The organism is Phormidium tenue FACHB-1052 (assembly GCF_014696675.1).
Lineage (GTDB): Bacteria > Cyanobacteriota > Cyanobacteriia > Phormidesmidales > Phormidesmidaceae > Nodosilinea > Nodosilinea tenuis_A.
This window is the reverse complement of record NZ_JACJQN010000017.1, coordinates 1-24,209: the sequence shown is the minus strand read 5'-3', so window position 1 is coordinate 24,209 and position 24,209 is coordinate 1. Positions and strand designations below refer to the sequence as shown.

The 24,209-nt window shown below is 57.8% G+C and carries 17 protein-coding genes; 9 read left to right on the top strand and 8 right to left on the bottom strand.

Going from position 1 to position 24,209, the window contains the following annotated elements:
• The first annotated feature begins 51 nt into the window (after positions 1 to 51).
• Positions 52 to 1,245, top strand: a complete 1,194-nt coding sequence (locus tag H6G07_RS20485) for an NAD(P)/FAD-dependent oxidoreductase (protein WP_073610243.1) — start codon at positions 52 to 54, stop codon at positions 1,243 to 1,245.
• A 54-nt stretch (positions 1,246 to 1,299) separates the two neighbouring features.
• On the opposite strand, the gene H6G07_RS20480 is transcribed toward H6G07_RS20485, so the two are convergent.
• From H6G07_RS20480 to H6G07_RS20455, 6 genes are all read right to left on the bottom strand, one after another.
• Positions 1,300 to 2,808: a diguanylate cyclase domain-containing protein gene (locus tag H6G07_RS20480; protein ID WP_073610244.1), complete on the bottom strand. Its 1,509-nt coding sequence runs from the start codon at positions 2,806 to 2,808 to the stop codon at positions 1,300 to 1,302.
• Entirely contained in the window at positions 2,801 to 5,935 is a 3,135-nt protein-coding gene (locus H6G07_RS20475) for an ATP-binding protein (protein WP_073610245.1), read from the bottom strand. Before H6G07_RS20475 ends, H6G07_RS20480 begins: the two co-directional genes overlap by 8 nt.
• A gap of 296 nt (positions 5,936 to 6,231) precedes the next feature.
• The gene (locus H6G07_RS20470) at positions 6,232 to 7,191 is read right to left on the bottom strand and encodes a sulfotransferase domain-containing protein (protein WP_084173448.1); all 960 of its coding nucleotides are present in this window, start codon (positions 7,189 to 7,191) and stop codon (positions 6,232 to 6,234) included.
• Between the two features lie 140 nt (positions 7,192 to 7,331).
• Positions 7,332 to 8,045 (bottom strand): DUF5602 domain-containing protein, encoded by a 714-nt coding sequence (locus H6G07_RS20465; protein ID WP_084173450.1) that lies wholly within the window; start codon positions 8,043 to 8,045, stop codon positions 7,332 to 7,334.
• 276 nt (positions 8,046 to 8,321) lie between these two features.
• Positions 8,322 to 8,804, bottom strand: coding sequence for a hypothetical protein (locus H6G07_RS20460; protein ID WP_073610246.1), 483 nt, complete (start codon positions 8,802 to 8,804; stop codon positions 8,322 to 8,324).
• Positions 8,805 to 8,936: 132 nt separating this feature from the next.
• Positions 8,937 to 9,389, bottom strand: coding sequence for a cupin domain-containing protein (locus H6G07_RS20455; RefSeq protein ID WP_073610247.1), 453 nt, complete (start codon positions 9,387 to 9,389; stop codon positions 8,937 to 8,939).
• Between the two features lie 462 nt (positions 9,390 to 9,851).
• On the opposite strand from H6G07_RS20455, the gene H6G07_RS20450 reads away from it, so the two are divergent.
• The 3 genes from H6G07_RS20450 to H6G07_RS20440 all read left to right on the top strand — a co-directional run bounded on the left by H6G07_RS20450 (position 9,852) and on the right by H6G07_RS20440 (position 15,713).
• Positions 9,852 to 13,925, top strand: a complete 4,074-nt coding sequence (locus H6G07_RS20450; RefSeq protein ID WP_190740762.1) for a WD40 repeat domain-containing protein — start codon at positions 9,852 to 9,854, stop codon at positions 13,923 to 13,925.
• A gap of 73 nt (positions 13,926 to 13,998) precedes the next feature.
• Entirely contained in the window at positions 13,999 to 15,102 is a 1,104-nt protein-coding gene (gene mtnA / locus H6G07_RS20445; protein ID WP_073611303.1) for an S-methyl-5-thioribose-1-phosphate isomerase, read from the top strand.
• Between the two features lie 11 nt (positions 15,103 to 15,113).
• The gene (locus H6G07_RS20440) at positions 15,114 to 15,713 is read left to right on the top strand and encodes a class II aldolase/adducin family protein (protein WP_073611304.1); all 600 of its coding nucleotides are present in this window, start codon (positions 15,114 to 15,116) and stop codon (positions 15,711 to 15,713) included.
• Between the two features lie 172 nt (positions 15,714 to 15,885).
• Here H6G07_RS20440 and H6G07_RS20435 read toward each other — a convergent pair whose 3' ends face one another.
• Complete coding sequence (locus H6G07_RS20435; RefSeq protein ID WP_073611305.1) at positions 15,886 to 16,461, bottom strand: HD domain-containing protein; 576 nt, start codon at positions 16,459 to 16,461, stop codon at positions 15,886 to 15,888.
• Positions 16,462 to 16,860: 399 nt separating this feature from the next.
• Here H6G07_RS20435 and xdhA point away from each other — a divergent pair, with 399 nt between their 5' ends.
• The 5 genes from xdhA to H6G07_RS20410 all read left to right on the top strand — a co-directional run bounded on the left by xdhA (position 16,861) and on the right by H6G07_RS20410 (position 23,562).
• The gene (xdhA, locus tag H6G07_RS20430; RefSeq protein ID WP_084173729.1) at positions 16,861 to 18,321 is read left to right on the top strand and encodes a xanthine dehydrogenase small subunit; all 1,461 of its coding nucleotides are present in this window, start codon (positions 16,861 to 16,863) and stop codon (positions 18,319 to 18,321) included.
• Positions 18,322 to 18,441: 120 nt separating this feature from the next.
• Positions 18,442 to 20,766 carry a xanthine dehydrogenase molybdopterin binding subunit gene (gene xdhB, locus H6G07_RS20425; RefSeq protein WP_073611306.1) on the top strand — a complete coding sequence of 775 codons (2,325 nt, stop codon included), beginning with the start codon at positions 18,442 to 18,444 and terminating at the stop codon, positions 20,764 to 20,766.
• On the top strand, positions 20,709 to 21,968 hold the full coding sequence (locus H6G07_RS20420; protein WP_139297230.1) for a DUF262 domain-containing protein: 1,260 nt from the start codon (positions 20,709 to 20,711) through the stop codon (positions 21,966 to 21,968). The genes xdhB and H6G07_RS20420 overlap by 58 nt, the downstream gene beginning before the upstream one ends.
• Positions 21,969 to 21,977: 9 nt before the next feature.
• Entirely contained in the window at positions 21,978 to 22,553 is a 576-nt protein-coding gene (locus H6G07_RS20415) for a HEPN domain-containing protein (protein ID WP_073611307.1), read from the top strand.
• A gap of 25 nt (positions 22,554 to 22,578) precedes the next feature.
• Positions 22,579 to 23,562, top strand: a complete 984-nt coding sequence (locus H6G07_RS20410; RefSeq protein ID WP_073611308.1) for an XdhC family protein — start codon at positions 22,579 to 22,581, stop codon at positions 23,560 to 23,562.
• A gap of 342 nt (positions 23,563 to 23,904) precedes the next feature.
• On the opposite strand, the gene H6G07_RS20405 is transcribed toward H6G07_RS20410, so the two are convergent.
• Complete coding sequence (locus H6G07_RS20405; RefSeq protein WP_277882096.1) at positions 23,905 to 24,102, bottom strand: ChaB family protein; 198 nt, start codon at positions 24,100 to 24,102, stop codon at positions 23,905 to 23,907.
• Positions 24,103 to 24,209: the final 107 nt, after the last annotated feature.

Below are 24,209 nucleotides of genomic sequence, written 5' to 3'. Positions count from 1 at the left end.
ACTCTTTCCATTTTGAGTTAGAAGGTAGAGGAGGTATCACGGCTTTTGACTATGGCAGACGCTCCCCAGCAAATTTGTATTCTCGGCGGCGGCTTTGGCGGCCTCTACACCGCCTTGCGCCTCAGCAATCTGCCGTGGGAGGGCACCCCACCGACGATTACGCTGGTTGACCACCGCGATCGCTTCCTTTTCCTGCCCCTGCTCTACGAGCTGGTCACCGACGAACTGCAAACCTGGGAAGTCGCCCCGCCCTACACCGAGCTGCTGGCCGGGACTGCGGTGCAGTTTCGTCAGGCAGAAGTCACCGGCATTGACCTCGACCAACACCGCGTCAGCCTCAGCGACGGCATGACGCTCACTTACGATCGCCTCGTTCTGGCACTGGGTGGCACCACCCCTATGCACATGGCCCCCGGCGTGGCCGAGCACGCCCACGCCTTCCGCACCCTAGAAGACGCTTACCATCTGAAGGAAAGGCTGCGCCTGCTTGAAGCCTCCGACGCCGAGAAAATTCGCGTGGCGGTGGTGGGCGGCGGCTACAGCGGGGTTGAGCTAGCCTGCAAAGTGGCAGAACATTTAGGGGAACGGGGCAGGGTGCGCCTGGTCGAAAGCACCGACACGATTCTCCGCACCTCGCCTGAATACAACCGCGAGGTAGCCCAAAAGGCGCTCTCTGACCTGGGGGTGTGGATCGATCTCGAAACTACCGTAGACAACGTCACCGCCGACACCATCAGCCTCACCTTTCGGGAGCAAACCGACATTTTGCCGGTCGATCTGGTGCTGTGGACGGTGGGCACTCAGGTCAACTCCGTGATTGCCGACCTGCCCCTCAAGCACAACGATCGCCAGCAGGTGGTGGTGCAGCCCACCCTAGAGGCAGTGGATGCCCCCGGCGTCTACGCCCTAGGCGATGTGGCCGACTGCCGCGATGCCGACGGTCAGCAGGTGCCCACCACGGCCCAGGTCGCCCTACAACAGGCCGACTTTGTCGGGTGGAATATCTGGGCTGCAATCAGCGATCGCCCCCAACTCCCCTTCCGCTACCGCCACATGGGCGAAATGCTCACCCTCGGCACCAGCCGGGCCACCCTCACCGGGTTGGGCATTCAGCTCGATGGCGAACTGGCCCACGTCGCTCGCCGCCTGGCCTACCTCTATCGCATGCCCACCTTCTCGCACCAGGTGCGCGTCGGGCTGAACTGGATGAGCAAACCCCTGCGCGATGCGTTGGCAGCTAAATAGACCACAAATGTGGTGTAGCCGCTGGGCTATGGGGACATGAGCCTGCTCTAAGGTTCATGCATTGGAATGTTTGAAGCGAGGCAATGGCTCGATCGCACCAGCACCGACTACATTTGGGGCAATCACGTATTGGTCGCGCCCGGCTTGTTTGGCAGCATAGAGGGCCTGATCGGCCAGGGCGAGGGCGGTAGTAGCCTTGGTAGACTGCTGAGGCACTGCCGCATAGATGCCAAAGCTCAGGGTGAGTCGGTGCGTGGGGGCATCAGCGATCGCCAGGGTGGCGATCGCGCCCTGCATCTGCTCAACTACTTCAATGGCCCCCACCAGCTCAGTATTGGGCAAGAGCACCACAAACTCTTCGCCCCCGTAGCGCGCCGCCAGATCGGCGGGGCGTTTGAGGCAGCGCTTGAGGGCCTGGGCTACCGCCAGCAGACAGGTGTCGCCGCTGGGGTGGCCATAGGTGTCGTTAAACAGCTTAAAGTAGTCGATATCACAGAGAATCAGAGCCAAGGGTTGTTTTTCCCGCTGTAGGCGTCGCCATTCTCGTGATAGCTGCCGGTCAAAGCAGCGCCGATTGGCAATTTGCGTCAGGCTATCGGTGTTTGAGATGCGCTCTAGCTCCTGATTGGCCGCGCTCAAGCGCTGATGCAGCTCGGCATGTTGAATCGAGATTTCGAGCTGCTGCACAATTAGGGTCAAGGTTTCGACCTCTTGTTGGGCCCAGGAACGGGCGCAGGGGTCATTTTGCACCACCAGGCCACCCCACAACTGGCCCTGTTGGTGAATCGGCAGACACAGCTCTTGGGGAACGTTGGCTCGGCAGGCCGCCGCCCCGCTGGAGGGAATCAGCGGAGCCGCTTCAATCAGGCAAATCTGCTGCTCGGTGAGCGTAGGCAACACTCCCGCGCAGTGCTCTAAATAGGGGCAGCCTAACCCCTGGACGCAAAGCTCTGAGGCCAGACCGTCGCCCGAGAGCGCCAGCAGTTTGCAGCCGTGGGGATTACAGGAGCGGTAGACCATCACCCGACGCGCCGTCAGCAATTGCTGAATGGCCTTGACGGTGTTGTTGAGAATGTCTTGCAGATGGATCGAGGCATGAATGTCCTGCACAATCTGCCGAGAAATTGCCTCCCACTGGGCCTGAAACTGAGCCTGTTTGCGCAGCTGGCTCAGCTCTAGATGGGTGCGAATGCGGGCCAGCAGCTCGATCGCATTAAAGGGTTTGGTCACGTAGTCAACTGCGCCACACTCAAAGGCCTGGGCCAAATGCTCAATTTCGTGGCTGGCCGTCAAAAAAATAATCGGGATGTGGGCCGTCGCCGGGTTCTGCTGGAGCCGCTCGCACACGTCGATGCCGCTCATTTCTGGCATCATCAGATCGAGCAAAATCAGGTCGGGTTTGATGTCTTCTAGCCGGTCTAGCACCTGCTGCCCACGGGTGGCAAAGGTGGTGCGATAGCCCACCGCGTTGAGCACCTGCTGCAAAATTTTGAGATTGGCGGGCACGTCGTCGACGGCCATAATCAGGCACTGCTCGGGCTCAAACGCCGGGGGATTAATCATGCAAGGGAGCCTCACCGAAAGTCGCGACCTGTTGAGTTAGCGTCTCTAGCAGGGGCGCAAACGCATTCACGGTATGGGGTAAATGTTCCCAATCAAACTGTTCTAGCTGCATGGTCAGGGTGGTCAGGTAGTCAGACAGCGGTGGGTAGGGGTAAAGGGCGATCGCCCCTCGCAGCCGTTCGACAAAGGTTTCGAGCGATCGCGTTTCTAGGGTTTGCCGCAGCGGTTGCCAGCAGTCAGTGGCGATCGCCTGGAGCTGGATGTGCAACGCCAACAGGCGCTCTGGGGTCGGGGCCGTTGGCGCTGCCGCACCGGGGCCAGCGGCGATCGGGTTGGATGCGATCGCCGCCGACCCAGCACTAGCGCGATCTTCTACCCCTGGCAGCGCCCCAGCGCCCACCACGCGCTGCATCAACTCTAAGAGCTGCTGGCGCTTGACGGGCTTGTGCAGCAGTCCGTCGTACAGGTCGCTGGCGAGCATGGTCTCGCCCTCGTAGCTGAGCGAAGCCGTGATCAAAATAATTGGAATCGAGCGAGTCAGCTCATGCTGCTTGAGGGCCAGAGCCGCCGCCTGACCATCCATCAGCGGCATGCGCAGATCGAGCAAAATCAGGTCGGGCAGGTGGGTCTGCGCCATTTGCACCCCCTCCAGCCCGTTCTCGGCAAACAGCAGGCGATGGTGGGTATTGCGAAAGTAGCCCGCGATCAAATCTTGGTTTGAGCGGGCATCGTCTACCACCAAAATTTTGAGCGGTGCCCACTGGTTTAAGTCAGTTTCGGCCTCGATCGCCGTCGGCTGAGAGCTACCCTCCGGGGCGATCGCCACCCGATCAAACTCACAGGTAAACGTGCTGCCCCGCCCTAGCTGACTCTCGACGGCAATGGTGCCGCCCATGAGCTGGGTGAGCCGATAGGTGATCGCTAGCCCTAACCCCGTGCCGCCAAACTTGCGATCGCTCTGGCCGTAGCTCTGGGTAAAGGCATTAAAAATGCGCTGCTGATCGGCCTCGGCAATGCCAATGCCCGTATCGGCCACAGAAATTTTTAAATTGACCGAGGATTCACCCGGCACCGTCGGCAGCCTCGCACAGGCCACCTCGATATCGACATGGCCCTGCTCGGTAAATTTCAGCGCATTGCCCACCAAATTAAATAAAATTTGCCGCAGCCGCACCTCGTCCAGCCACAGCGCCTTGGGCAGCCCCGTACCCAAAATCATCCGCAGCCGAATGCCTTTCTGCGCCGCCTTCTGCTGAAAAATGTGCTGAATATCTTGGATCAGCAGGGTGATATCCGTCGGCTCCAGCTTGATATCCATCTGGCCCGCCTCGATCTTAGACAGGTCGAGAATGTCGTTAATCAGCGACATCAGAGTCTTGCCGCTAGACGAAATCGCCTCTAAATAGTCGAGCGCCACCGGGTTTTGAATAATGGTTTGCAGCAGATCGGTAAACCCCAGCACAGCATTCATCGGCGTGCGAATCTCATGGCTCATGTTGGCCAAAAACTCGCTCTTGGCCCGGTTGGCCACCTCAGCCCGTTCTGCCGCCTGCTCTAGGGCCACATTCGAAAAGTTCAGCACGGCCAGCATGAGGGTGCTGCGCAAATCGGCTGCCGCTTCAAGTTGCCGATTTGACCAGACCACCGATCGCCCCCGCACCAGCTCTTTCCACAGGTCAAACGAATGGCGGGGGCAGAGCATCGGTTCCCCCGCCTCATCAAGGGTGACGCTGGCGCTCAGCTCGCCCGCCCAGTGCACCGTTTCAATCTGCTCAGGGCGAAACAGCAAAATGTGGTATGACACAGGCCGAGGCTGCTGCAAAAAGATCGAGATCGCCAGCACTCCAGCCAGCTTTACCGACCACTGCTCGCTTGGAGGGTAGGCCTGCGCCAGCGCCTGGGTGGCAAACACCTGGTCTTCGCCCTGGCCGGCCAGCCAGTCAATTAGGGCTTTGACCTCAGCCTGGGCCGGAGCAGACCCCACCAGGGCATAGTCCTGATCTAAAACCAGAGCGACCCCCTCGGCCTCAAACATATCCAGCAGCAGGTTGGCGTTGGTGGTGAGGGTTTTAAGCACCGCGTCTTCGGTTTCGTTAATGGCGATGCCGAGCTGCCCTAGCAGGGTTTTGTTTTGGGCCTGATAATAGCTGCGCTCTTGCTCTTGGTGCCGCATCAGCTCCAGGCTGGCCACTTTGACCAGCATCGTAAACGCCATGCGGGTAATCTTGGGCACCGGCTTGGGCTGGTAGTGATGGCAGGCCACCAGCCCCCACAGTCGACGATCGTCGGTGAGCGAGAAGGTCATGGAGGTGCTGACGCCCATGCGGTGTAAATAGTCGATGTGCGGTGGCGATACCCCCCGTAGCTCGGCGGCACCCAGATCTAGAGGGCTTTGGGTCAGGGAGTTTGCCTCGGGCACCAGCGGCACAGGCACATAGTCAAGGTCGGGAATATAGCGAAGCGGGTTGGCGTAAAAGAGCGATCGCGCCTCGCGGGGAATATCGGTGGCCGGGTAGTGCAGCCCCAGATAGCTCTCGTGGTGGTTGCGGTTGACCTCCGCCACCACCACCCCGCTCTGATCGGGCTGAAAGCGATACACCATTACCCGATCAAACCCCGTCAACCGCTGAATTTCGCGGGCAAAAATCTCGACCAGTGACTGCAAATCTGAGGCAGTGCCAAAGGCGGCGATCGCCGTGTTGATTTGGCAGCACAGCTCCTCCGACGTGGGTTCATCGGCGGTCTGCGGCTCTAGCTCCATCAGCAGAGACTCTGACTGCCAGTGCAGGCTGACCGCAAACAACTGCCCGGTGGTCGGGTGGGTCAGGGTGAGGTAGGCCGCCGCCTGATTTTGGTCGAGGCAGTGGCGCAGCAGCTCTACATCGGTGGCCGCAAAGGCAACGGTTAAGGGCTGCCCCAGCAGCGCAGCCGGAGGTTGGTGCAGCAGATCCTCGACATTGGCGCTCACCTGCAAGATCGTCAGCTCTGGGTAGCTCAGGGAGAGCAACAGACCGTGGGGCTGAATGTTCTGGATAAAGCGAATCGGGTAGGGATTGCAGACCTCTAGGGCCAGCAAATCGTCATTGTTGAGCGATCGCGGGGGTCTACGGTCAAGAGTTTCAGCCATGCCATCTAGCCGAGAAAGTGCTAACAGCCAAAGGCCGTCAGCGTTTACATCGAGTCCAGCTGAGGGTTGCTAATGCCTAACCAACAGATCCTCGTTATACCGTTCATAATGCCCGTAACGAAGGTGCCACGGCGCTAAATTAACCCGCTTGAAGTAATTCGAATTGTTCGATCGCAGCGTTGACAATGGCACCTTTGTTGTACCCCAGGCGGTCTATCATCCCCACAGCAAAGCCACCCCAGCAGCATGCCTAGGGTGGCCTCGACCTCAAGACCTGAGTTGCTAGAGCATAGAGTCTAAACGACAGGCAGTTCACCGTTGGACAGCCAGTAGGCGCAATCGCCGCCGAGCTGAGTCTGGGCCACATCCTCATACCAGTCAATATCTTCAGCGGTGAGACTGTCGCGCCAGCGGCCATTGGTGCCCTGGTGGATAAAGGTGGTGGCCCCACCCACAAAGATCTGGCCGCCCAGGGGCGCGACCTGTTCAGCATGGCGCTTCATATAGTCAAAGGTGCAGTGCTCCACAACGCCGTCCCACTGAGCCTCGTCAATGGGAATGTCGAGAAATTCGGCAATGCGGCGCATTTCGCCGGGCAGATCGGCCTTGAGCTGAGCGTAGTGCACCAGCAGCACGTTGGGCAGGTGGCGCACCTGCCACCACGATCGCATGTTCTCCCACAGCGACCAGAAGGGGTAGCCATCGCCCTGCAACCAGTCCTGAAAGTACTGCCGAATCGAGCTAGTCGGTGGTTCTAGGGGTGGCCCCACCCGCCCAGGGGTGTTGTTTAACAGGTCGTAGAACAGGTCATTGGCGTTGGCGTGGTGGTTGTAGAGGCTCCAGAGCACGTCGCGGCCATCGCGGCCAATGTAGATATATTTCGCCTTGGGAGAAAAAACCAGGGCATCTACCGGCAAATGGGTCTTGAGAAAGCGGCGATGGGTCTGCGCTTCCACGGCGGCCATTTTCTCTGGCGCGGGCGGCACCCGCAGATCCATCCAGGGCGACATTTCGCCCACGCTCAGACCCTCCTGGCCGTTAAAAATCAGCTGGGAGACAATCTGCTGCATCCAGGTGGTGCCCGATTTGCCGTAGGTGGCAATCACAATGTCGTCGTCGCGGAACTGAAAGTCGTTCCAAATGGTGGAATCGAAGTGATGGCTATGCAGTTCGCGGGTCTTGACTGGCCAGTTTCCCCAGGCTCGATTGGGGTTGGCCACCGAGGGCTGAGCGGGCTCGCTGATCGCTGGGGTCATCACGGGTCTCCTAAAGGAAGCGGTGAAATGTAGTGGGTGTTACACAGCTCAAGTAGCTACAAGAGGCTGGGCAGGCTTTCCAGACAGGCAGTTATTTCGTTTGGGAAAGCCCGTAGCATTCTCAAACGAAATAACTGTTCCTATGGCTGCCAAAAATCGGTCAGCGCCACGGTGTAAGTCTGAGTGACTTCGTTGTAGGTGATGCGGTAGCGGGTGGGGTAAAGCCCTGGCTTGGCATAGCTTTGGGGGAGAGCGAAATCCCCTTCAAAGTCTTGCTGGCTGGCGAGAAAGTCGAAGGACACCATGGGCTCGATAAAGGCGATCGCTCCCTCATAAAACCCGTAGATCAGCGTGTGGTCAAAGCCGTGGGGGTGGCCCTGAAACTCCGCTGCCGTGGGGTCGGCCCAGTGGGCACCCATGCGGGGTTCAGCACTGTCGGGAGCCATCACGTAGCCTGCCGGAATATACTCTGGGGCCGGAGTTTTGTAGGCTTTCTCCAGGTCGGCCCCCTGGGCGGTAATGGCCTCGCGCTCTTCAGGGCTGATGGTGTAGGCGTGAATATCGAAGTGGGCATCGCCGTAGATGGGCTCAGGGGGGTGACCGTGGGGCCGCCAGTCAAGGGCAATGTGGTCGATCGCCGTCGATTCAGCCTGAAAGGGCAGCGGCAAGAGGAGTTCGGTGCCATCCTGGGGCAGCCCGGCCAGGGCCGCCGCCGTGAAGATCACCCCCACCTCTTGGGGATGGTTTTGGTCATCCAGCGCCACATAGGAGCGCACCGTGCCGTTGCCCAGGGGCTGGGGCTCGCCTTCGATCACAGCGGGCTGGGTGGTGTCGTCTTCAGAGGCCGAGGCCATGCCTGCGATCGGCTGGGGGTCGCGTTCCAGGGTTAGGCTTGAAACTTGAGAGTAGCCATTGGCGGAGAGCAGGACTAAAGCAGCAGCAGTGCTGTAGAGCAGAGTTTAAAAGGGACGCATGGGGGCTCCTTGGGGGTGGATGGGTGGGAGGGTGGATGGGTAGATGGGTGGATGGGTGGGGAGGGGATTTGCTGCTTGGGTTTGTAAGACATCGGCTCCTGGCAGACTCATCCACCCGTCTACACCATTTACCCTCCCACTCCCTCAATCGCTGGACTAGCGGGCCGTGGCGAGGGCGAACTGATCGACTAGGGCGGGCAGATGCTCGGGGCTGAAGACGGCCTGGTATTTGGCAGCCATGGCTGGGGTGAGCAGCTCTAGCATGAGCCGGTTTTCGACCCAAAATTCGACCACGTCAAATAGGCCGTCGCGGTCGGCAAAGAGCACCCGCCAGCCTTCGCGATCGCCAATTCGCTCAATTTCTTCAAGGCTCATGGGCACCGAAATAGCGGCGTGAAACGCGGAGTACTGAGACGACTGCGGATTTAGCTGAAACCCTGCCTGCCCCTGGTGACTGTCGGGGAAAATTTCGGATCCGGTGGGGTAGACCTCGATCGCGGTGCCAAAGTCATCCGCCGCCAAGGTGATGTAGCTGCCGGGGTTTGGCGGAAAGGGAATCACGTAGCCCTGAAAAATTTCGGCCATGACGGTGGCCACGTGGAGTGGGTCGTTAGCGCTGACAGAAATGTGGTGAATCATCGAAATCTCCTGGGTTTGTAGAGCAAAAGAACGAAAATTTAAGAACGAAAAATGAAGGCAATGCGCGGCAGGCTTGACATCTGACCTTTTGGGTCGTTCTCACTAGACTTCACCTGCTGAGCAGTGGGCGAGTTAGCGCAGTTGCAGGCCGTATTTGGCGCAGATTTCTTGCATGGTTTCCATGTCGGTTTCGAGGTCGGAGACGCGATCGCCCACTTCGAGATAAAACGCTTCGGCGGAGGCGGGGGCGATCAAAAGCAGGGCGCGCGCCACCGGGGAGAGAATCTTGAAGCTGTGCACCGCATTGGCTGGCACATGGGCCACACTGCCCACCGTGCAGACTTGCTGCTGGTTGCCAATTTGCACCTCTAGCTCCCCTTCGAGAATGTAGAAGGTCTCTTCCCAGGGGTGGCTGTGCAGAGGGGCACCCGATCCAGCGGTATCGGTAAGTTCAGCTAGGGCGTAGTAGCCGTTGGTGTCTACGGTCGTGACTTTGCGAACCACAGTGTGGGTCAGCATTTGATAGGCTCGACCCTCATCGGCACCTAAGAAAACCGGGCGTTGGCGTTGCAGGGTAATGGTCATGGGGGGTTCTCCTTACAGCAAGTCGTGAAGGCGGTTCTGCAACCTGGGCAGCGGCAGCACCGCCAGGGGCATTCCCGATCGGGAATGGGAAGCAAAGCATTGAGTCAGCCAGGGAAAGCAACCTTTTCACGGCCAGTTGCTAGCCCCTGGTTCACTCAACTTGGCTGGTGTTCAACCATGTCCCCAATATCGTCAGAAAGCCCCGCTGTCACCAGAGAAGATACGGATAGTTAGGCAACTACTTAGCCCCCTCAGTTAAGCGTCAGTTTTGAGTTAGTCGGGTTCGCCCAAGGGGCGGCTCATCCAGGGTGGTACGAGGGTCAAGACCGGCCCTAGGCCATCGCCCTAGCCCAGGCTTAACTCGAACTTATCTCGGTTAACTGACGTAAAATAAGTAACATTCTTGGGCTTGCTGTTGACCGTATTGCTGACCTGTCATTCTTTGACCCACCTTGACCCGCTATGCCCGCCAAAAAGAGCCGTCGCCGGGGAGTTGTTTTATCACTAACGGGCCAGCGCAAACTAGATGCAGCCCGCCGCCAACTGGAGGCCACCCTCAACAACGGCGATCGCTTCACCCTCGAAGAAATTAGCGATCGCACCCGCCTCGCCCTCAGCACCGTCACCCGCGTACTCGACCGCCAAAACGGCGTCGACAAACAAACCCTCGACCAATTTTTCGCCGCCTTCGACCTGCTCCTAGAGCGCACCGACTACCAACACCCCAACCCTGGCGAGCCCCTCCAATCCGAAAACCCAGCGCCATTCCACCCCCTCACCCCCTCACCCCCTACCCCTCACCCATCCACCCCTTCACCCCCCACCCCCCTCACCCTCGACTGGGGCGAAGCCATCGACGCCTCCCTCTTCTACGGACGCACTCGTGAACTAGATACCCTGGCGGAGTGGATCGGGCGCGATCGCTGCCGTCTAGTCGCTATCCTCGGCATGGGCGGCATTGGCAAGACCGCGCTGTCGGTGAAGCTGGCGCAGCGGTTGAGTGAGTGGGAGGGTGAATGGGTGAATGGGTGGGAGGGTAGATGGGTGGATGGGTGGATGAGTCAGCCAAAAGCCGATGCCTTAGAAAACCAGGCAGCAAATTCCCTCTCTACCTACCTACCCTCCCACTCGCCTACCCCCTTACCCTCCCACTCGCCTACCCCCTTACCCTCCCACCCATCCACCCCCTACCCATCCACCCTTCCCCCCTTCTCCGCCATCATCTGGCGCACCCTCCGCAACGCCCCACCCCTGGAGCTGCTGCTGAGCGATCTGATTCAGGTACTCTCGGGTCAGCAGGAAAGCCCTTCGACGCTGGCGATCGCGCCCCTGCTCTCTCGATTAATGCACTACCTGCGGCAGCAACGGTGTCTGCTGGTGCTCGACAACGGCGAAACCCTGCTGCAAGAGGGCAAATTGACCGGGGCATTTCGTGAAGGTTACGAAGCCTACGGTGAGCTGCTGCGCCAGGTGGGTGAGCTGCCCCACCAGAGCTGTGTGGTGCTAACCAGCCGCGAAAAGCCCTCAGTGCTGGCAGACATGGAGGGGGCGACGCTGCCGGTGCGATCGCTCACCCTGCCCGGCCTGCCACCAGCGGATACTGACCAGATTTTTGACGCGATTGGGCTGTCGCGATCGCCCCAGGGTCGCGATCGCCTGATCGACAGCTACAGCGGCAACCCGCTGGCGCTCAAGATCGTGGCCACCTCCATCCGCGAGCTGTTTGGCGGCGATGTCGATGCTTTTGTTCAGGAAGAAACCACCGTTTTTAACGGCATTCGCCGCCTGCTCGACCAGCAGTACCAGCGCCTTGCGCCCCTGGAGCAGCAGATCATGGCCTGGCTAGCGATCGCCCGTGACTGGGTGACGATCGCCGATTTGCAGACCGACATTGTGCCCGCCATTCCCAAGCAGCGCCTGCTCGAAACCCTGGAGTCGCTGGCCCGGCGCAGCCTGATCGAGCAAAAACAGGCCCGCTTTACCCAACAGCCCGTGGTGATGGAGTACGTGACCGAGCGCCTGATTGATCAAATCAGCGACGAGATCATCGCCATGCCCCAGATAGCCCCAGCAGAGGGGCTACTGATTGACCGCTACGCCCTGGTCAAAGCCACCGCCAAAGAATACATTCGCGACAGTCAAACCCGGCTGATTTTGCAGCCCATTGCCCAAAACCTCTGCGCCCGCTTCAACTCGACCGCTGCCCTCGATCGCCAGATGCGGCAGCTCTTGGCCCTGCTGCGGCAAACCTTTACCCAGAGCTATAGCTACGGGGTTGGCAACCTGCTCAACCTGATGTGCCACCTCAAGCTCGACCTCACTGGCTACGACCTCTCGGGGCTAACCATTCGCCAGGCCGGCCTGCAAAAGACGCCCCTGCACCGGGTTAACCTGGCCCACGCCAACCTGATGGCCTGCCGCTTTGCCGAGCCCGTGCCCCACCCCAACGCCTTAGTTGCCAGTGCCGACGGTGACTTCATTGCCATGGGCGGCGAAGACGGCATGGTGCAGGTGTGGCAAGCCTCTACCGGGCTGCCAGTCTTCATCATGCAGGCCCACAGCACCTACATCTTTGCCCTGGCCTTTAGCCCAGATGGGCAAGTGCTGGTCAGCGGCAGCATGGATACAGGCGTCAAATTTTGGAATATGGCCACTGGCCACTGCCTGCAAACCTGGCACTACGACCACCCCTGGGGGCTGGCCTTTAGCCCCGACGGCAATGTGCTAGCGGGCAGTTTGGGCGACACCAGTCGCTCCATTCTGCTGTGGAACTGGCGCACGGGGGAGGTGCTGCGATCGCTCACCGGCCACAGCGGCCCCGCCAACGGCATTGCCTTTGCCCCCCACCCCATCGCCCTGGCCCCCGGCGAACCGCCCCGCCACATCCTGGTCAGCTGCGGCCAGGACGGCCTGGCCAAAGTTTGGGATATCGACAGCGGTGAATGCCTGCACACCATGACCGAGCACATGGGCATGTGCTGGGCACTGGCCATGCACCCAGCGGGTGATCGCTTCGCCACCTCCAGCTTTGACCACACCGTCAAAATTTGGGATATCGCCACCGGCACCTGCCTCCACACCCTGCGCGGCCACACCGCCGAAGTCTGCGGTGTTCACTTCAGCCCCGACGGCCAGTTGGTCGCCACCGCCAGCAGCGATCGCACCCTCCGCCTCTGGGATGTCGCCACCGGCCAGTGCCTCACCGTCCTCACCGGCCACACCGACAGCGTCTGGGGCGTCGCCTTCATCAACGGCAACACCCCCGACGGCCAGTGGCTTCCCGGCCAAGCCCTCGTCAGCATCGGCATCGACCAAACCATCCGCTTCTGGGACGTCAGCCACCCGGTTTTTCCCACCACCACCATCCAAGCCCCCACTCCACTCACCTCCCCACCTCTTCCACCTTCCTCACCCCCCTCATCCTCCCCATCTCCCCCACCCCCTCACTCCCCCACCCCCTCACCCATCCACCCTCCCACCCTCCCACACCCCCACTCCCCCACCCCCTCCGGCCACTGCCTCAAAACCATCCAAGGCGGCAGCGCCGGTCTGCGCTCCATCGCCTGCCACCCCCACCGCCATCTGATCGCCAGCGGCGGCCTGGGCGGCAGCATTCGCCTGTGGAACGAGGCCGATGAATGCGTGCAAACCTTCACCGGCTACGAGGGCAGCGTTTGGAAGGTGGCCTTTCACCCCAGGGGCGACCTGCTGGCCGGCGCCAGCCTCAACGGCGAAGTGCGGATTTGGGAACTGGCCACGGGCCGCTGCCGCTACATCCTGCGCCGCGAAAACAACTCCTGGATTCAGGCCTTTGGCTACACGCCCCAGGGCTACCTGATCAGTGCCACCAGCTCCGACGCCACCATTCGCTACTGGGATAGCGACACGGGCGAATGCCTGCGCAGCATCGTGCTCAACCCCGACGCCTATCTTCTTGGTATGGCCATCGATCCCCAGGGTCAGTACTTCGTCACCGCGGGCAACGATGGCGCTCTGCGCTGGTGGGATGTAGAAACCGGGGCCAGCCTGCGGGTGGGCGGCGGCAAAGAGGGCCATACCTGGGGTGTGGCGATTCACCCCCACGAGCCGCTGCTGGCTACCGTGGGCAATCTGTTCGATATCAAGCTCTGGCATAGCGAAACCGGGGAATTTCTCCGCAAGCTGGAGGGGCACACCGGCATTCACGGCGGGCTAGTCTTTAGCCCCGACGGGTCGCTGCTGGTAAGCGGTCGCAGCGATCGCACCATCCGCGTCTGGGATGTCGCCACCTGGGATTGCCTGCGGGTGATCGAGGGCCACACCTCCATCGTCACCGCCGTTCTCTTTCTGCCGACCCCCGCCCCCGGTAGCCGCTACCCCATGCTGGCCAGTTGCAGCCTCGACGAAACCATTCGCCTGTGGAATATCGAAACTGGGGAATGCCTCGCCGTGCTGCGACCCGATCGCCTCTACGAAGCAATGAATATCACCGGCATCACCGGCCTCTCACCCAGCGAAATTGCCATCCTCAAAAGCCTGGGCGCGGTGGAAGGATGAGCCGTCCGCTACCATACCTACCGCTGCGGTCTGTCATAATAAACAGTGGAATTTTGGGGGCTAGAACGGGCCTGTGAAAATTAACGGCGAGCCGACAAGAAGCATTCGTTTACACCCAGATAATCCTCGCGTGGTGCAGGTGATTGACCAGCGTCAGTTGCCCCACCAGCTCACCTGGATGGATCTGGCTTCGGTGGATGAGGCGGCCTACGCCATCAAAGACATGGTGGTACGCGGTGCCCCGCTAATTGGGGCCACCGCCGCCATGGGCATGTATTTGGCGGCCCTCGACGCGGTTGCTGAGCCAGACTTTCGCGGCGTTTTGACCCAGGCCGCCCACAGCCTGGGCCAAACTCGCCCCACGGCGGTCAACCTGCACTGGGCGTTGACCTCTCAGATGGAGGCCCTAGAGCAGGTAGCAACAGCCTCAGAAGCAGTCGATCGCCTGCGGCAAAACGCCGAGGCCATCCTCACTGCCGACGAAGAACAGTGCCGCCAGATCGGGCTGCACGGGGTGCAACTGATCGAAGACATCTATGCCCGCACTGGGCAGCCCGTCAACATTTTGACCCACTGCAACGCGGGCTGGCTGGCCTGTGTCGACTGGGGCACCGCCACCTCTCCCATTTACCACGCCCACGATCGCGGCCTGCCCGTTCACGTTTGGGTCGATGAAACCCGCCCCCGCAACCAAGGGGCCAAGCTCACCGCCTGGGAACTAGGGCAGCATGGGGTGCCGCACACCGTCATCCCTGACAATGCCGGGGGCCATCTGATGCAGCACGGCCTGGTCGATCTGGCGATCGTGGGCACCGATCGCACCACCCGCCAGGGCGATGTCGCCAACAAAATTGGCACCTACCTTAAAGCTCTAGCCGCCCACGACAACGGCGTGCCCTTCTATGTGGCCCTGCCCTCCTCTACCATTGACTGGACCCTGCGAGATGGGGTGAAAGAGATTCCCATCGAGCAGCGCAGCCAGGATGAAGTGAAGTACATCGATGGGCTATCTCCCCACGGCGTCACCTCGGTGCTGATTTGCCCCGAGTCTTCCCCCGCCGCCAACTACGCCTTTGATGTCACCCCCGCTCGTCTAGTGACGGGCTTGATTACCGAACGGGGCATCTGTCCAGCCTCGGAGGCTGGGCTGCTGAGCCTGTTTCCAGAGATGGCCTAAGGGCGATCGCCATGACGTTTGACGAAGGGGTAATTAAGTACGTCAGCGACTGGACAATCGGTGCGCCCCTAGAAGCAGCGGAGCTGGCGGAATTGATAGAGTGGCGCGATCGCATCTGGCAGGCCCAACTCATTGGCCTTTACCCCAACGGCATTGGCTATGGAAATATCAGCGTCAGGCGATCGACCCGCAGCTTTGCCGTGTCGGGCACCCAAACCGGGCACCTGGCTCAAACCACTCCCCACCACTACACCCTCGTTGACGCCTGGGATATCGATCGCAACACCCTGCACTGCACCGGGCCAATTCAGGCCTCGTCTGAATCGCTCACCCACGCGGCCCTCTACGACTACAGCAGCGCTATTCAAGCAATCATTCACGTTCACAATCGCCCACTGTGGCAGCGTGGCCAGGCAGTACTGCCCACCACCGCCGCCAGCGTTCCCTACGGCACCCCGGCGATGGCCTACGAAATGATGCGGCTGTTGGATCATGACGACCTGATGCAAACCCGCATTTTGATCATGGCAGGGCACGAGGAGGGGGTGTTGGTATTTGGCCCCACCCTGGATGCTGCGGCCCAGGTGCTGTACCAGCATATAAACAACTAGTGTTTCGTCACATTTGAGGAGGTGAAGAGAGTCGGTGTGAGGCCGTTTGTAGGGTGCATTCGCGAAGCAATGCACCGCACGCAAGGAACAGGCTAGCAGTAGCCACGATCTCAGCTTCTAGTCTTAACAGACCACTAGCAGCCCCCGTCCCTTACTCCTCAGGCCGCTTGATCTACGCGGCCGCCGTTGCCAACGCCTGTCGTCCCTGAGCCATGATCTCGTCATAAACGGCTTCTAGGACTGGGTTGCAGCCCCGGCACCCGGCCACCACCCGATCGGCCCAGTCCAAATATTCGCGCTTCCGCTCTAGCGACCAGCCGTCGGGGGGCGAGGTGGTGATGTTTTGCACATTGGCGGCTTTGTCGGCAATTTTGAGCTGCTTGGCCTGGGGCGACAGGTGGGGAGAGTGCTCCACTTGCTGTTGTTTGCGCTCTGCCTTGGGCAAAGATTTATCGTCAGTGACTTCTTCCACCACTCGCCGCACCTCAGGGCCAAAGTGGCGCTCGATTTCCTCAGGGGTGGTGTCGGTGTCTTCTACCGTGTCGTGGAGAATGGCAGCCTGTAGGGTCACCAGATCGGTCACGCCGCCCTTGCTGGCTAGGAGTTGCGCGACCCGAATGGGATGGTTAATGTAGGGCGAGGCTGCTTTATCTTTGCGGCGCTGGTCGCTATGTTTGGTGGCTGAAAAGTGCAGGGCCTCTAGCAGAGCTGTGGTAGCAGGGGCGGAAGCCAAAGCAGATGAAGTCATGGTTGTGCAGAAAATCGCTTTTGTCTAGCATGACCGATCGCGATGGGCAACGACATCAATTTGGGATGTGGCCAGAGGGCTAGGCACTCGCAGAATTAGACAAGCGCACCTTACCGGGTTTGCTAATCGCCATTTTGGCATTGCGAGTCCTTGATTTAATCAACTCTACCCGCAGAAATCACAACGCCAACCAGTCGGCTGCGATTCCGGGACGGATCGCTCCGCGAATCGCCACCTGACGCACCGGTTCAATCCCCAGCTCACGCAATCAGGCTTCAGTCAGCGTCCGAAACTCAAATTAAATTTAGTCAATTTGTCATTTTGTCTACTAAATTGTCGCTAAGTTGAACACTAATCTCATGGCCCGTGGATATACGTTTTTAGCTGCCTAAAGCACCTGTGACTCAACAACTCGACATTCAACTCAGTTTTACGGTTAATGGAGAGCCTGTCTCTGTTAAAGACGTTTCGCCCGCAATGACGTTGCTGGAGTATCTGCGCCTGAGCGGGCGATCGGGCACCAAGGAAGGCTGCGGCGACGGCGACTGCGGTGCCTGCACTGTAGCCCTGATTGGCGAGGGGGCCAACGGCCAACCCCATTACCAAGCGGTGAATAGCTGCCTGATTCCCCTGGGGGCGATCGCGGGGCGGCAGGTCTTAACCGCCGACGGCATCACCCAAGGCCACATTCCTAAAAATGCCTTTGTTAAGGAGCCCGTCACCGCCGACCAGCTTCATCCTGTGCAGGCGGCTATGGTCGAAACGGGCGGCTCTCAGTGCGGCTACTGCACCCCCGGCTTCGTCATGAGCTTGTTTGCCGCCTACTACGATGGCACCCCCAACGACCTCTCGGTGGAGGGCAACCTCTGCCGCTGCACGGGCTACATCCCCATTCGTCGCGCCGCTCAACTGGTAGCCGCAGCGGCACCCCAGGATACCTTTGCGGAGCAGTTGGTGTCAGCATCCACCGTGCTTTCGCCCCTGGCCTACACCACCCAAAACAACGGCCCCAGCGAGCAGTTTTACCGGCCCACTCAACTGTCAGAGGTGCTGAATTTGTTGCAGCAGCATCCCGACGCCACCCTGGTCGCTGGAGCAACAGACCTGGGCTTGGAAATGAGCTGGCACCGGCAGCACTACCCCACATTGATCTCTTTGGAAGCGATCGCCGAACTGAAGCAGATCCACCAAACCGAAGACTATGTCGAAATTGGTGCGGCGGTGCCCCTTAGCCACATTGAGGCCAACCTACACAGCATCTTCCCCAGCCTGGATGAAATGATCCACTGGTTTGCGGCCCGACAGGTGCGCAACCGGGCCACCCTGGGCGGCAACATCGGCACCGCTTCCCCGATTGGCGACCTGCCTCCAGTACTCCTATCGCTGGATGCGGTTTTGAAGCTAGCTGGCCCTGGGGGCGAAAGAAGGCTGCCTTTAGCCAACTTCTTTACCGGCTACCGCCAAACCGAATTGCAGCCGGGAGAGGTCATTGTTTCAGTGCAAATTCCCAAAGCCCTTACTCTTGGGACAGAGCGCCGACTGAGCCAGTCCTACAAAATTGGCAAGCGCGGCACCGATGACATCAGCATTGTGGCGGCGGCTTTTGTGGTGGATGTGGATAGCGGCAATCAGATTCTCCATGCGCGGTTGGGCTATGGCGGGGTGGCGGCGACTCCGGCCAGGGCGATCGCCGCCGAATCCTTCCTAGTCGGCAAGCCCTGGAACGATGACACCATTCAGGCGGTAAAACCCATTCTTCAGGCGGCGTTTACCCCGCTCACCGACCTACGCGGCAGCGCTGAGTACCGCAAGCGCTTGGTGGTGAATCTGTTTGAAAAGTTTTTTGTGGAATTTTCTTAAGCCTGAGCATCTGCTGTGGTGCATCGCTTTGCGGATGCACCCTGCGGTTGACAGTTTTTTGCAGACGGAGACAGCCAAAATCCCCCATCTAAAATCCAAAGTTTCCAGCGAGGTATCACCATGAGCCCAGTCGGCAAGCCCAAAAGTCACGAAAGCGCCGTGGCTCACGTCAGCGGCACAGCCGTCTACACCGACGACCAGCGCCAACCAGCGGGGATGCTGTCGCTGTATCCGGTGCTCTCACCCCACGCGCGGGCGCGAATCACCAAGCTAGATGTGGCCCCAGCCATGGCGGTAGCGGGCTGCGTTACCGTGCTCACCGCTGCCGATGTGCCAGGGGAAAACAACACTGGCGTCATCGTCCCCGACGAAGTGCTGTTGCCAACGGATGAAATCAGCTACTACGGCCAGGTCGTCGCCTGGGCCGTAGGTGAAGACGAAGCCGCCGCTAGAGAAGGGGCAGCCAAGATTGTGGTGGAGTACGAGCCATTGCCCGCGATCAAGACGGTGAAGGAGGCGATCGCAGCCCACAGTTACCAAGACGCTCCCCAAGTCATTCGCCGGGGTGACCCCGATGCGGCGATCGCCGAGGCTGAGCATACCTTTAAGGGCGAAATTGAAATCGGCGGCCAAGACCATTTTTATCTCGAAACCCAGGTCAGTTGGGCCATTCCCGATGGCGAAGGCAACCTCCAGCTCTACACCTCCACCCAGCACCCCACCGAAACCCAGGAGATCGTCGCCCGCATTCTCGGCCTGCCCAAAAACCGGGTGGTTTGCACCTGCCTGCGCATGGGCGGTGGCTTTGGCGGCAAAGAATCCCAGTCGAACCCCTTTGCTGCAGCCGCAGCCCTGGCTACCTACAAGACAGGTCGCCCCGCCCGCTGCCGACTGCGCCGCCACCACGACATGCTGATCACCGGCAAGCGCCACGGCTTTTTGGGTGAGTATGAAGTCGGTTTCACCAGCGACGGTACCCTGACGGCGATGAAGGTGGTGCTCACCGCCGACGGCGGCTGGAGCCTTGATCTGTCGCCCCCGGTGCTGGGCCGGGCCATGCTGCATGTGGATAACGCTTACTACGTGCCCAACCTGGTGGTCGAAGGGCACATCGCCAAGACCCACCGCGTGTCGAACACTGCCTATCGCGGCTTTGGTGGCCCCCAGGGCATGATCGTGATTGAGGAGGTCGTGGACAGAATTGCCCGCACCCTCAACCTGCCCCCCGACGTGGTGCGCGATCGCAACTTTTACCACGGCGAGGGCGACACCAACCGCACCCACTACGACCAAGACATCGTTGACAACCGCATCGCCCGCGTTTGGCAAGAGGCCAAGGTGAATGCCAACTACGACGTGCGCCAGACCGAAATTGCTGCCTTTAACGAAACCAGCCTCTACAGTAAGCGTGGTCTGGCCATCACCCCAGTCAAATTCGGCATTTCCTTCAACAAAGTCACCTACAACCAGGCCGGGGCGCTGGTGCTGATCTACACCGACGGCAGCATTCAGCTCAACCACGGCGGCACCGAAATGGGTCAGGGGCTGCACACCAAAATGATTCAGGTAGCGGCCAAAGCCCTGGGGGTGACGAGCGATCGCCTACGCATGATGCCCACCAGCACCGACAAAGTGCCCAACACCTCAGCCACCGCCGCCTCCAGTGGCTCAGACCTAAATGGTCAGGCGGTCAAGAATGCCTGTGAGATTTTGCGCGATCGCCTCGCCGCCGTCGCCGTGCACATGCTGAATCTCGACGCCCCCGAAGACATGGTCTTCGAAGACGACTGGATCTATTGCCGCACCTACCCTAGCGCCCGCATTGCCTTCGACGAGGTGGTGCAGCAGGCCTACAGCGAACGGATCAGCCTCTCCGCCACCGGCTTCTACCGCACCCCCAACATTTTTTGGGATGCAAAGCTCGGTAAAGGTCGTCCTTTCTACTACTTCGCCTACGGCGCAGCGGTCTGTGAAGTCGAGGTCGATGGTTTCACCGGCACCTTCAAACTGCGCCAGGTTGACATTGTTCATGACGTGGGCGAATCCCTCAATCCTTTAGTAGATAAGGGCCAGATCGAAGGGGCGTTTGTGCAAGGCATGGGCTGGCTGACCATGGAAGAGCTGGTGTGGGACGCGGAAGGCCGCCTGCGCACCTTTGCCCCCAGCACTTACAAAATTCCTACCATCAGCGAAGTGCCCGAGCAGTTTACCGTACACCTGCTGGAGCGCGCCGCCCAGGATGGCGTGATCTACGGCAGCAAAGCCGTGGGCGAACCACCGTTTATGCTGGCGATCGCCGTGCGGGAAGCGATTCGCGCGGCGGTGGCCGCCTTCGGCAATGCCAACTATGTGCCTCTGGCGCTACCGGCAACCCCAGAGGCAACGTTGTGGGCGATCGAGGCGGTGAAGGCGACGGTGGGGCAGGGGCAATTGGTAGAATTATAAGTATGGTTTTAGCTGACAATAATAAACTAATGGCTCAAATGACTATGTTTGATGAAATAGAAAGTGTAGGGCAAGAAAATGAAGACGATGTGATTGTCAACTTGGCTGATTTTCAGCAAGCTGTAATCTGGGGGACAGATTGGACAACAGACACAATTGTCAATCAGTTAAACAAAGGGAATATAGATCTTGATCCTAAGTTTCAAAGACGAGAAGCATGGACACCTCCTCGCAAGAGCCGTTTCATTGAATCGCTTATCCTAGGACTTCCCATTCCTCAAATTATCCTTGCAGAAAGAAAGGACAAAAAAGGAACGTATATTGTTATTGATGGGAAACAGAGACTTATTAGCATTCGGCAATTTTTTTCTAAGCTGCATGATGAAGAGTTTCCCAGGCTGAAGCTAACAGGCCTTAATTCACTATCCATACTCAACCAGCTCTCATTCATTGACCTTGAGGGAAATCCTGTTCTTGAAGATTACGCTACTGCCATTGAAAATCAGACGATCAGGACAATTGTAATTAGAAACTGGCCAAATGAAGAATTTTTGTATAACGTTTTTTTAAGATTAAACACAGGTAGCTTACCTCTTGCCCCCCAGGAGCTAAGGCAAGCACTTCATCCTGGAAAATTTATTGACTTTGCTGATGAATTTTCGATTCAAAGCAATCAAATACAGAAAATTCTCAATATCAAGAAACCTGATTATAGGATGAGAGATGTCGAATTAGTGATCAGATATTTTGCCTTTAAATACTATGCTGAAGAGTATACTGGGAACCTGAAAAATTTCTTTGATACGACGGTTAAGAAACTCAACAAGTCTTGGAAAAAAAGAGAGAATGAAATTGAGAATCATGCGCAGGATTTAAATAGTGCAATCGACTTTACATATGCCATCTGGGATAAAAATGCTTTCAGGAAATGGAAGGATGGTAAATATCAAGGTCGATTCAATCGTGCAGTTTTCGATATCATGGTCTACTACTTCTCTGATCACGCTGTTAGATCTGCGGTAGAAGACTATACTAAGATCGAGTCAAAATTTAGAGATCTCTGTAAAGATGATGTTGAATTTTTGAACTCTTTTGAGACATCAACTAAGAACTTACAACCGACCAATAAGCGTTACGCTACTTGGGGGCAAGCGCTCCGAGAAGTAACAAATTATGACGTCATAATTCCCAAGATTGACTAGAGAGTCACGATGGCCAATTCGCAGAGATATATTCAACTTGAGAATCGCATTAGAGTGATCGAAACATTATATCTTCCTTCCGTAAGGCCTTCTGGTAATTACACAGCAAAAGAACAAGACGATATCAGAGCATATCTTCTCTTAGTACATGCAGAAATTGAATCTTATTTTGAAGAAATATCTGAAAAGAAGGCGAAAGAAGCATTTCGAAAGTGGAAAAACACCAGAGTGAAAAGCAATGTACTTCTTTCTCTAGTGTCTTTCCATGAAAATAAGATTTCAGAGCCTGATATAGAAACAAGGGTTAATAAAGCCCTCTCATCATTTATTCATGGGCTACGTCAAAACCACGGAATAAAGGAGGCTAATGTGCTAGCAATGCTATTGCCGGTCGGCTTTGAGTACTCAGAAATCGATACTACCTGGCTGAATACTATTACATCTTTTGCGACAAGCAGAGGAGAAATAGCTCATACTGCGGCGAGAGTTCAACAACCTCTAGATCCATCAACGCTAAAAGCTACTGTTCAACAGATATTAAGCGAAATAAAACTAATCGATGAAAAGCTCAAAAAACTAAGGTGACTTCCAATTTACAAGCTTTAACTTCATGCCCAACTGCTTTCAACAACTGGCGCAGGCTCTTGCCTATGGCCCGGCGGTTCTTGCCACCGTTACCAGCGTCAAGGGTTCCGTTCCCCGCGAAGTGGGAGCCAAGTTAGTCGTTGATGCTACTGGTCAGGCCTTTAACACCATTGGTGGCGGTGCCGGAGAAGCCAAAGTGATTCGTCAAGCCAAGGAGGTGCTGCAAACTGGCGAAAAGCAGTTTGTGGACATTGACCTTTCTGGCGCTCCCCAACGACAGACTCAAGGAATCTGTGGGGGCCACATGCGGGTGTGGCTCGAACGATGGCAGGGAGAAGCGGCAAAATCCTTAGTGCAAAGGATTTTGCACCGGCTCCATCAGGGGCAGTCGGCAACGCTGGTAACACCCTTAGACGGGGTTCACAATCCCTACCTAGAAGACAAGCGTGTTTCCATAGATGCGGCGATCGCCTTTGTCGAAACCCTCGAACCGCCGCCCACGCTGCTGATCGTCGGGGCCGGTCACGTGGGCATTCAACTCGCTAAAGTCGCTGCTCTAATCGGTTTTCAAATTGTGGTGCAAGACGATCGCCCCGATTGGGCCAACGCTAAACACTATCCCCAAGCCAACCAGGTTTTGATAGGAGAAATTGGGGCTGCGATCGCCACCCTCGCCGCCCACCAAAACCTCTACGCTGCCCTGGTCACACGCGGTTACACCTACGATCTCGACGCCCTTCAACAGTTGCTTCAGCGTTCTATTCCCTGCCGCTATATCGGCATGATCGGCAGCGAAAAGCGGGTGCGCCAGGTCTATGGGGCGATCGCACAGACCGGCATTGCTAAAGAAAAATTAGCCCATATCTATGGCCCCATTGGATTAGATATTGGAGCACTCACCCCCGAAGAAATTGCGGTCAGCATCGGCGCTGAGCTGATTTTGGTGCAGCGGGGAGGGACGGGGCGATCGCTCTCCGAACGACTACGCGAAAGCCTGCTTAACAACTGAAATCGATAAACCATAGATTGTATAAATTTTGTCCGGCTCGCCAAAGCCTACAGCACTAACGGCGATCATCTTTAATATGTTAGCTCTTTTTCAGCTCAGGAATGTCGAAGATATATTTGATAATTTAACCAGGAAAAATCCAAATCAGGACAGTCTAAAACGCCAGATTCATAGCTATGAAGCTCTTTTTATTTTCGTTCTTTTTCTCAAGATAAGTGGGCACTGCTACGAATTTAATCTTATTCACAGCAGTGCCCACTTTATGTTTAATAGCTCCAGCCAAACGCCGATTTAAAAGGTATCTACGCCACAATTAGTGCATAGCGCTAACCTTAAACCAGCTTAGTTGCCGGGCATTGTACCTGTTTGGCTTCTAGAGTCGCGGTCTTCAGCTCTGAAATACCACGCACCGTTGTTATCTTGAGCAAAGGTGTTTTTCACCGAACTCCAAGCCACGTCGCGGGCACCATCTTCGCTAAAACCATCACTCGAAGCAGCATTAAAAGCTGCCATAAAGATCTGCTTAGCCTCTTGGGGCAGCGACTTATACCAAATCCGAATAGCATACCCCCGAAATAATTAGGCTAGTCAAGCGGGCCACCAGTGATAGTTGGTCAAGGCTTTAATCTCGGCTTGCATCGACAGCA

Excerpts from the sequence above, each read along its gene's own strand:
- H6G07_RS20485 (WP_073610243.1), top strand. The coding sequence starts at position 52 with ATGGCAGACGCTCCCCAGCAAATTTGTATTCTCGGCGGCGGCTTTGGC.
- H6G07_RS20480 (WP_073610244.1), bottom strand. The coding sequence starts at position 2,808 with ATGATTAATCCCCCGGCGTTTGAGCCCGAGCAGTGCCTGATTATGGCC.
- H6G07_RS20475 (WP_073610245.1), bottom strand. The coding sequence starts at position 5,935 with ATGGCTGAAACTCTTGACCGTAGACCCCCGCGATCGCTCAACAATGAC.
- H6G07_RS20470 (WP_084173448.1), bottom strand. The coding sequence starts at position 7,191 with ATGACCCCAGCGATCAGCGAGCCCGCTCAGCCCTCGGTGGCCAACCCC.
- H6G07_RS20465 (WP_084173450.1), bottom strand. The coding sequence starts at position 8,045 with ATGGCCTCGGCCTCTGAAGACGACACCACCCAGCCCGCTGTGATCGAA.
- H6G07_RS20460 (WP_073610246.1), bottom strand. The coding sequence starts at position 8,804 with ATGATTCACCACATTTCTGTCAGCGCTAACGACCCACTCCACGTGGCC.
- H6G07_RS20455 (WP_073610247.1), bottom strand. The coding sequence starts at position 9,389 with ATGACCATTACCCTGCAACGCCAACGCCCGGTTTTCTTAGGTGCCGAT.
- H6G07_RS20450 (WP_190740762.1), top strand. The coding sequence starts at position 9,852 with ATGCCCGCCAAAAAGAGCCGTCGCCGGGGAGTTGTTTTATCACTAACG.
- H6G07_RS20440 (WP_073611304.1), top strand. The coding sequence starts at position 15,114 with ATGACGTTTGACGAAGGGGTAATTAAGTACGTCAGCGACTGGACAATC.
- H6G07_RS20435 (WP_073611305.1), bottom strand. The coding sequence starts at position 16,461 with ATGACTTCATCTGCTTTGGCTTCCGCCCCTGCTACCACAGCTCTGCTA.
- xdhB (WP_073611306.1), top strand. The coding sequence starts at position 18,442 with ATGAGCCCAGTCGGCAAGCCCAAAAGTCACGAAAGCGCCGTGGCTCAC.
- H6G07_RS20415 (WP_073611307.1), top strand. The coding sequence starts at position 21,978 with ATGGCCAATTCGCAGAGATATATTCAACTTGAGAATCGCATTAGAGTG.
- H6G07_RS20410 (WP_073611308.1), top strand. The coding sequence starts at position 22,579 with ATGCCCAACTGCTTTCAACAACTGGCGCAGGCTCTTGCCTATGGCCCG.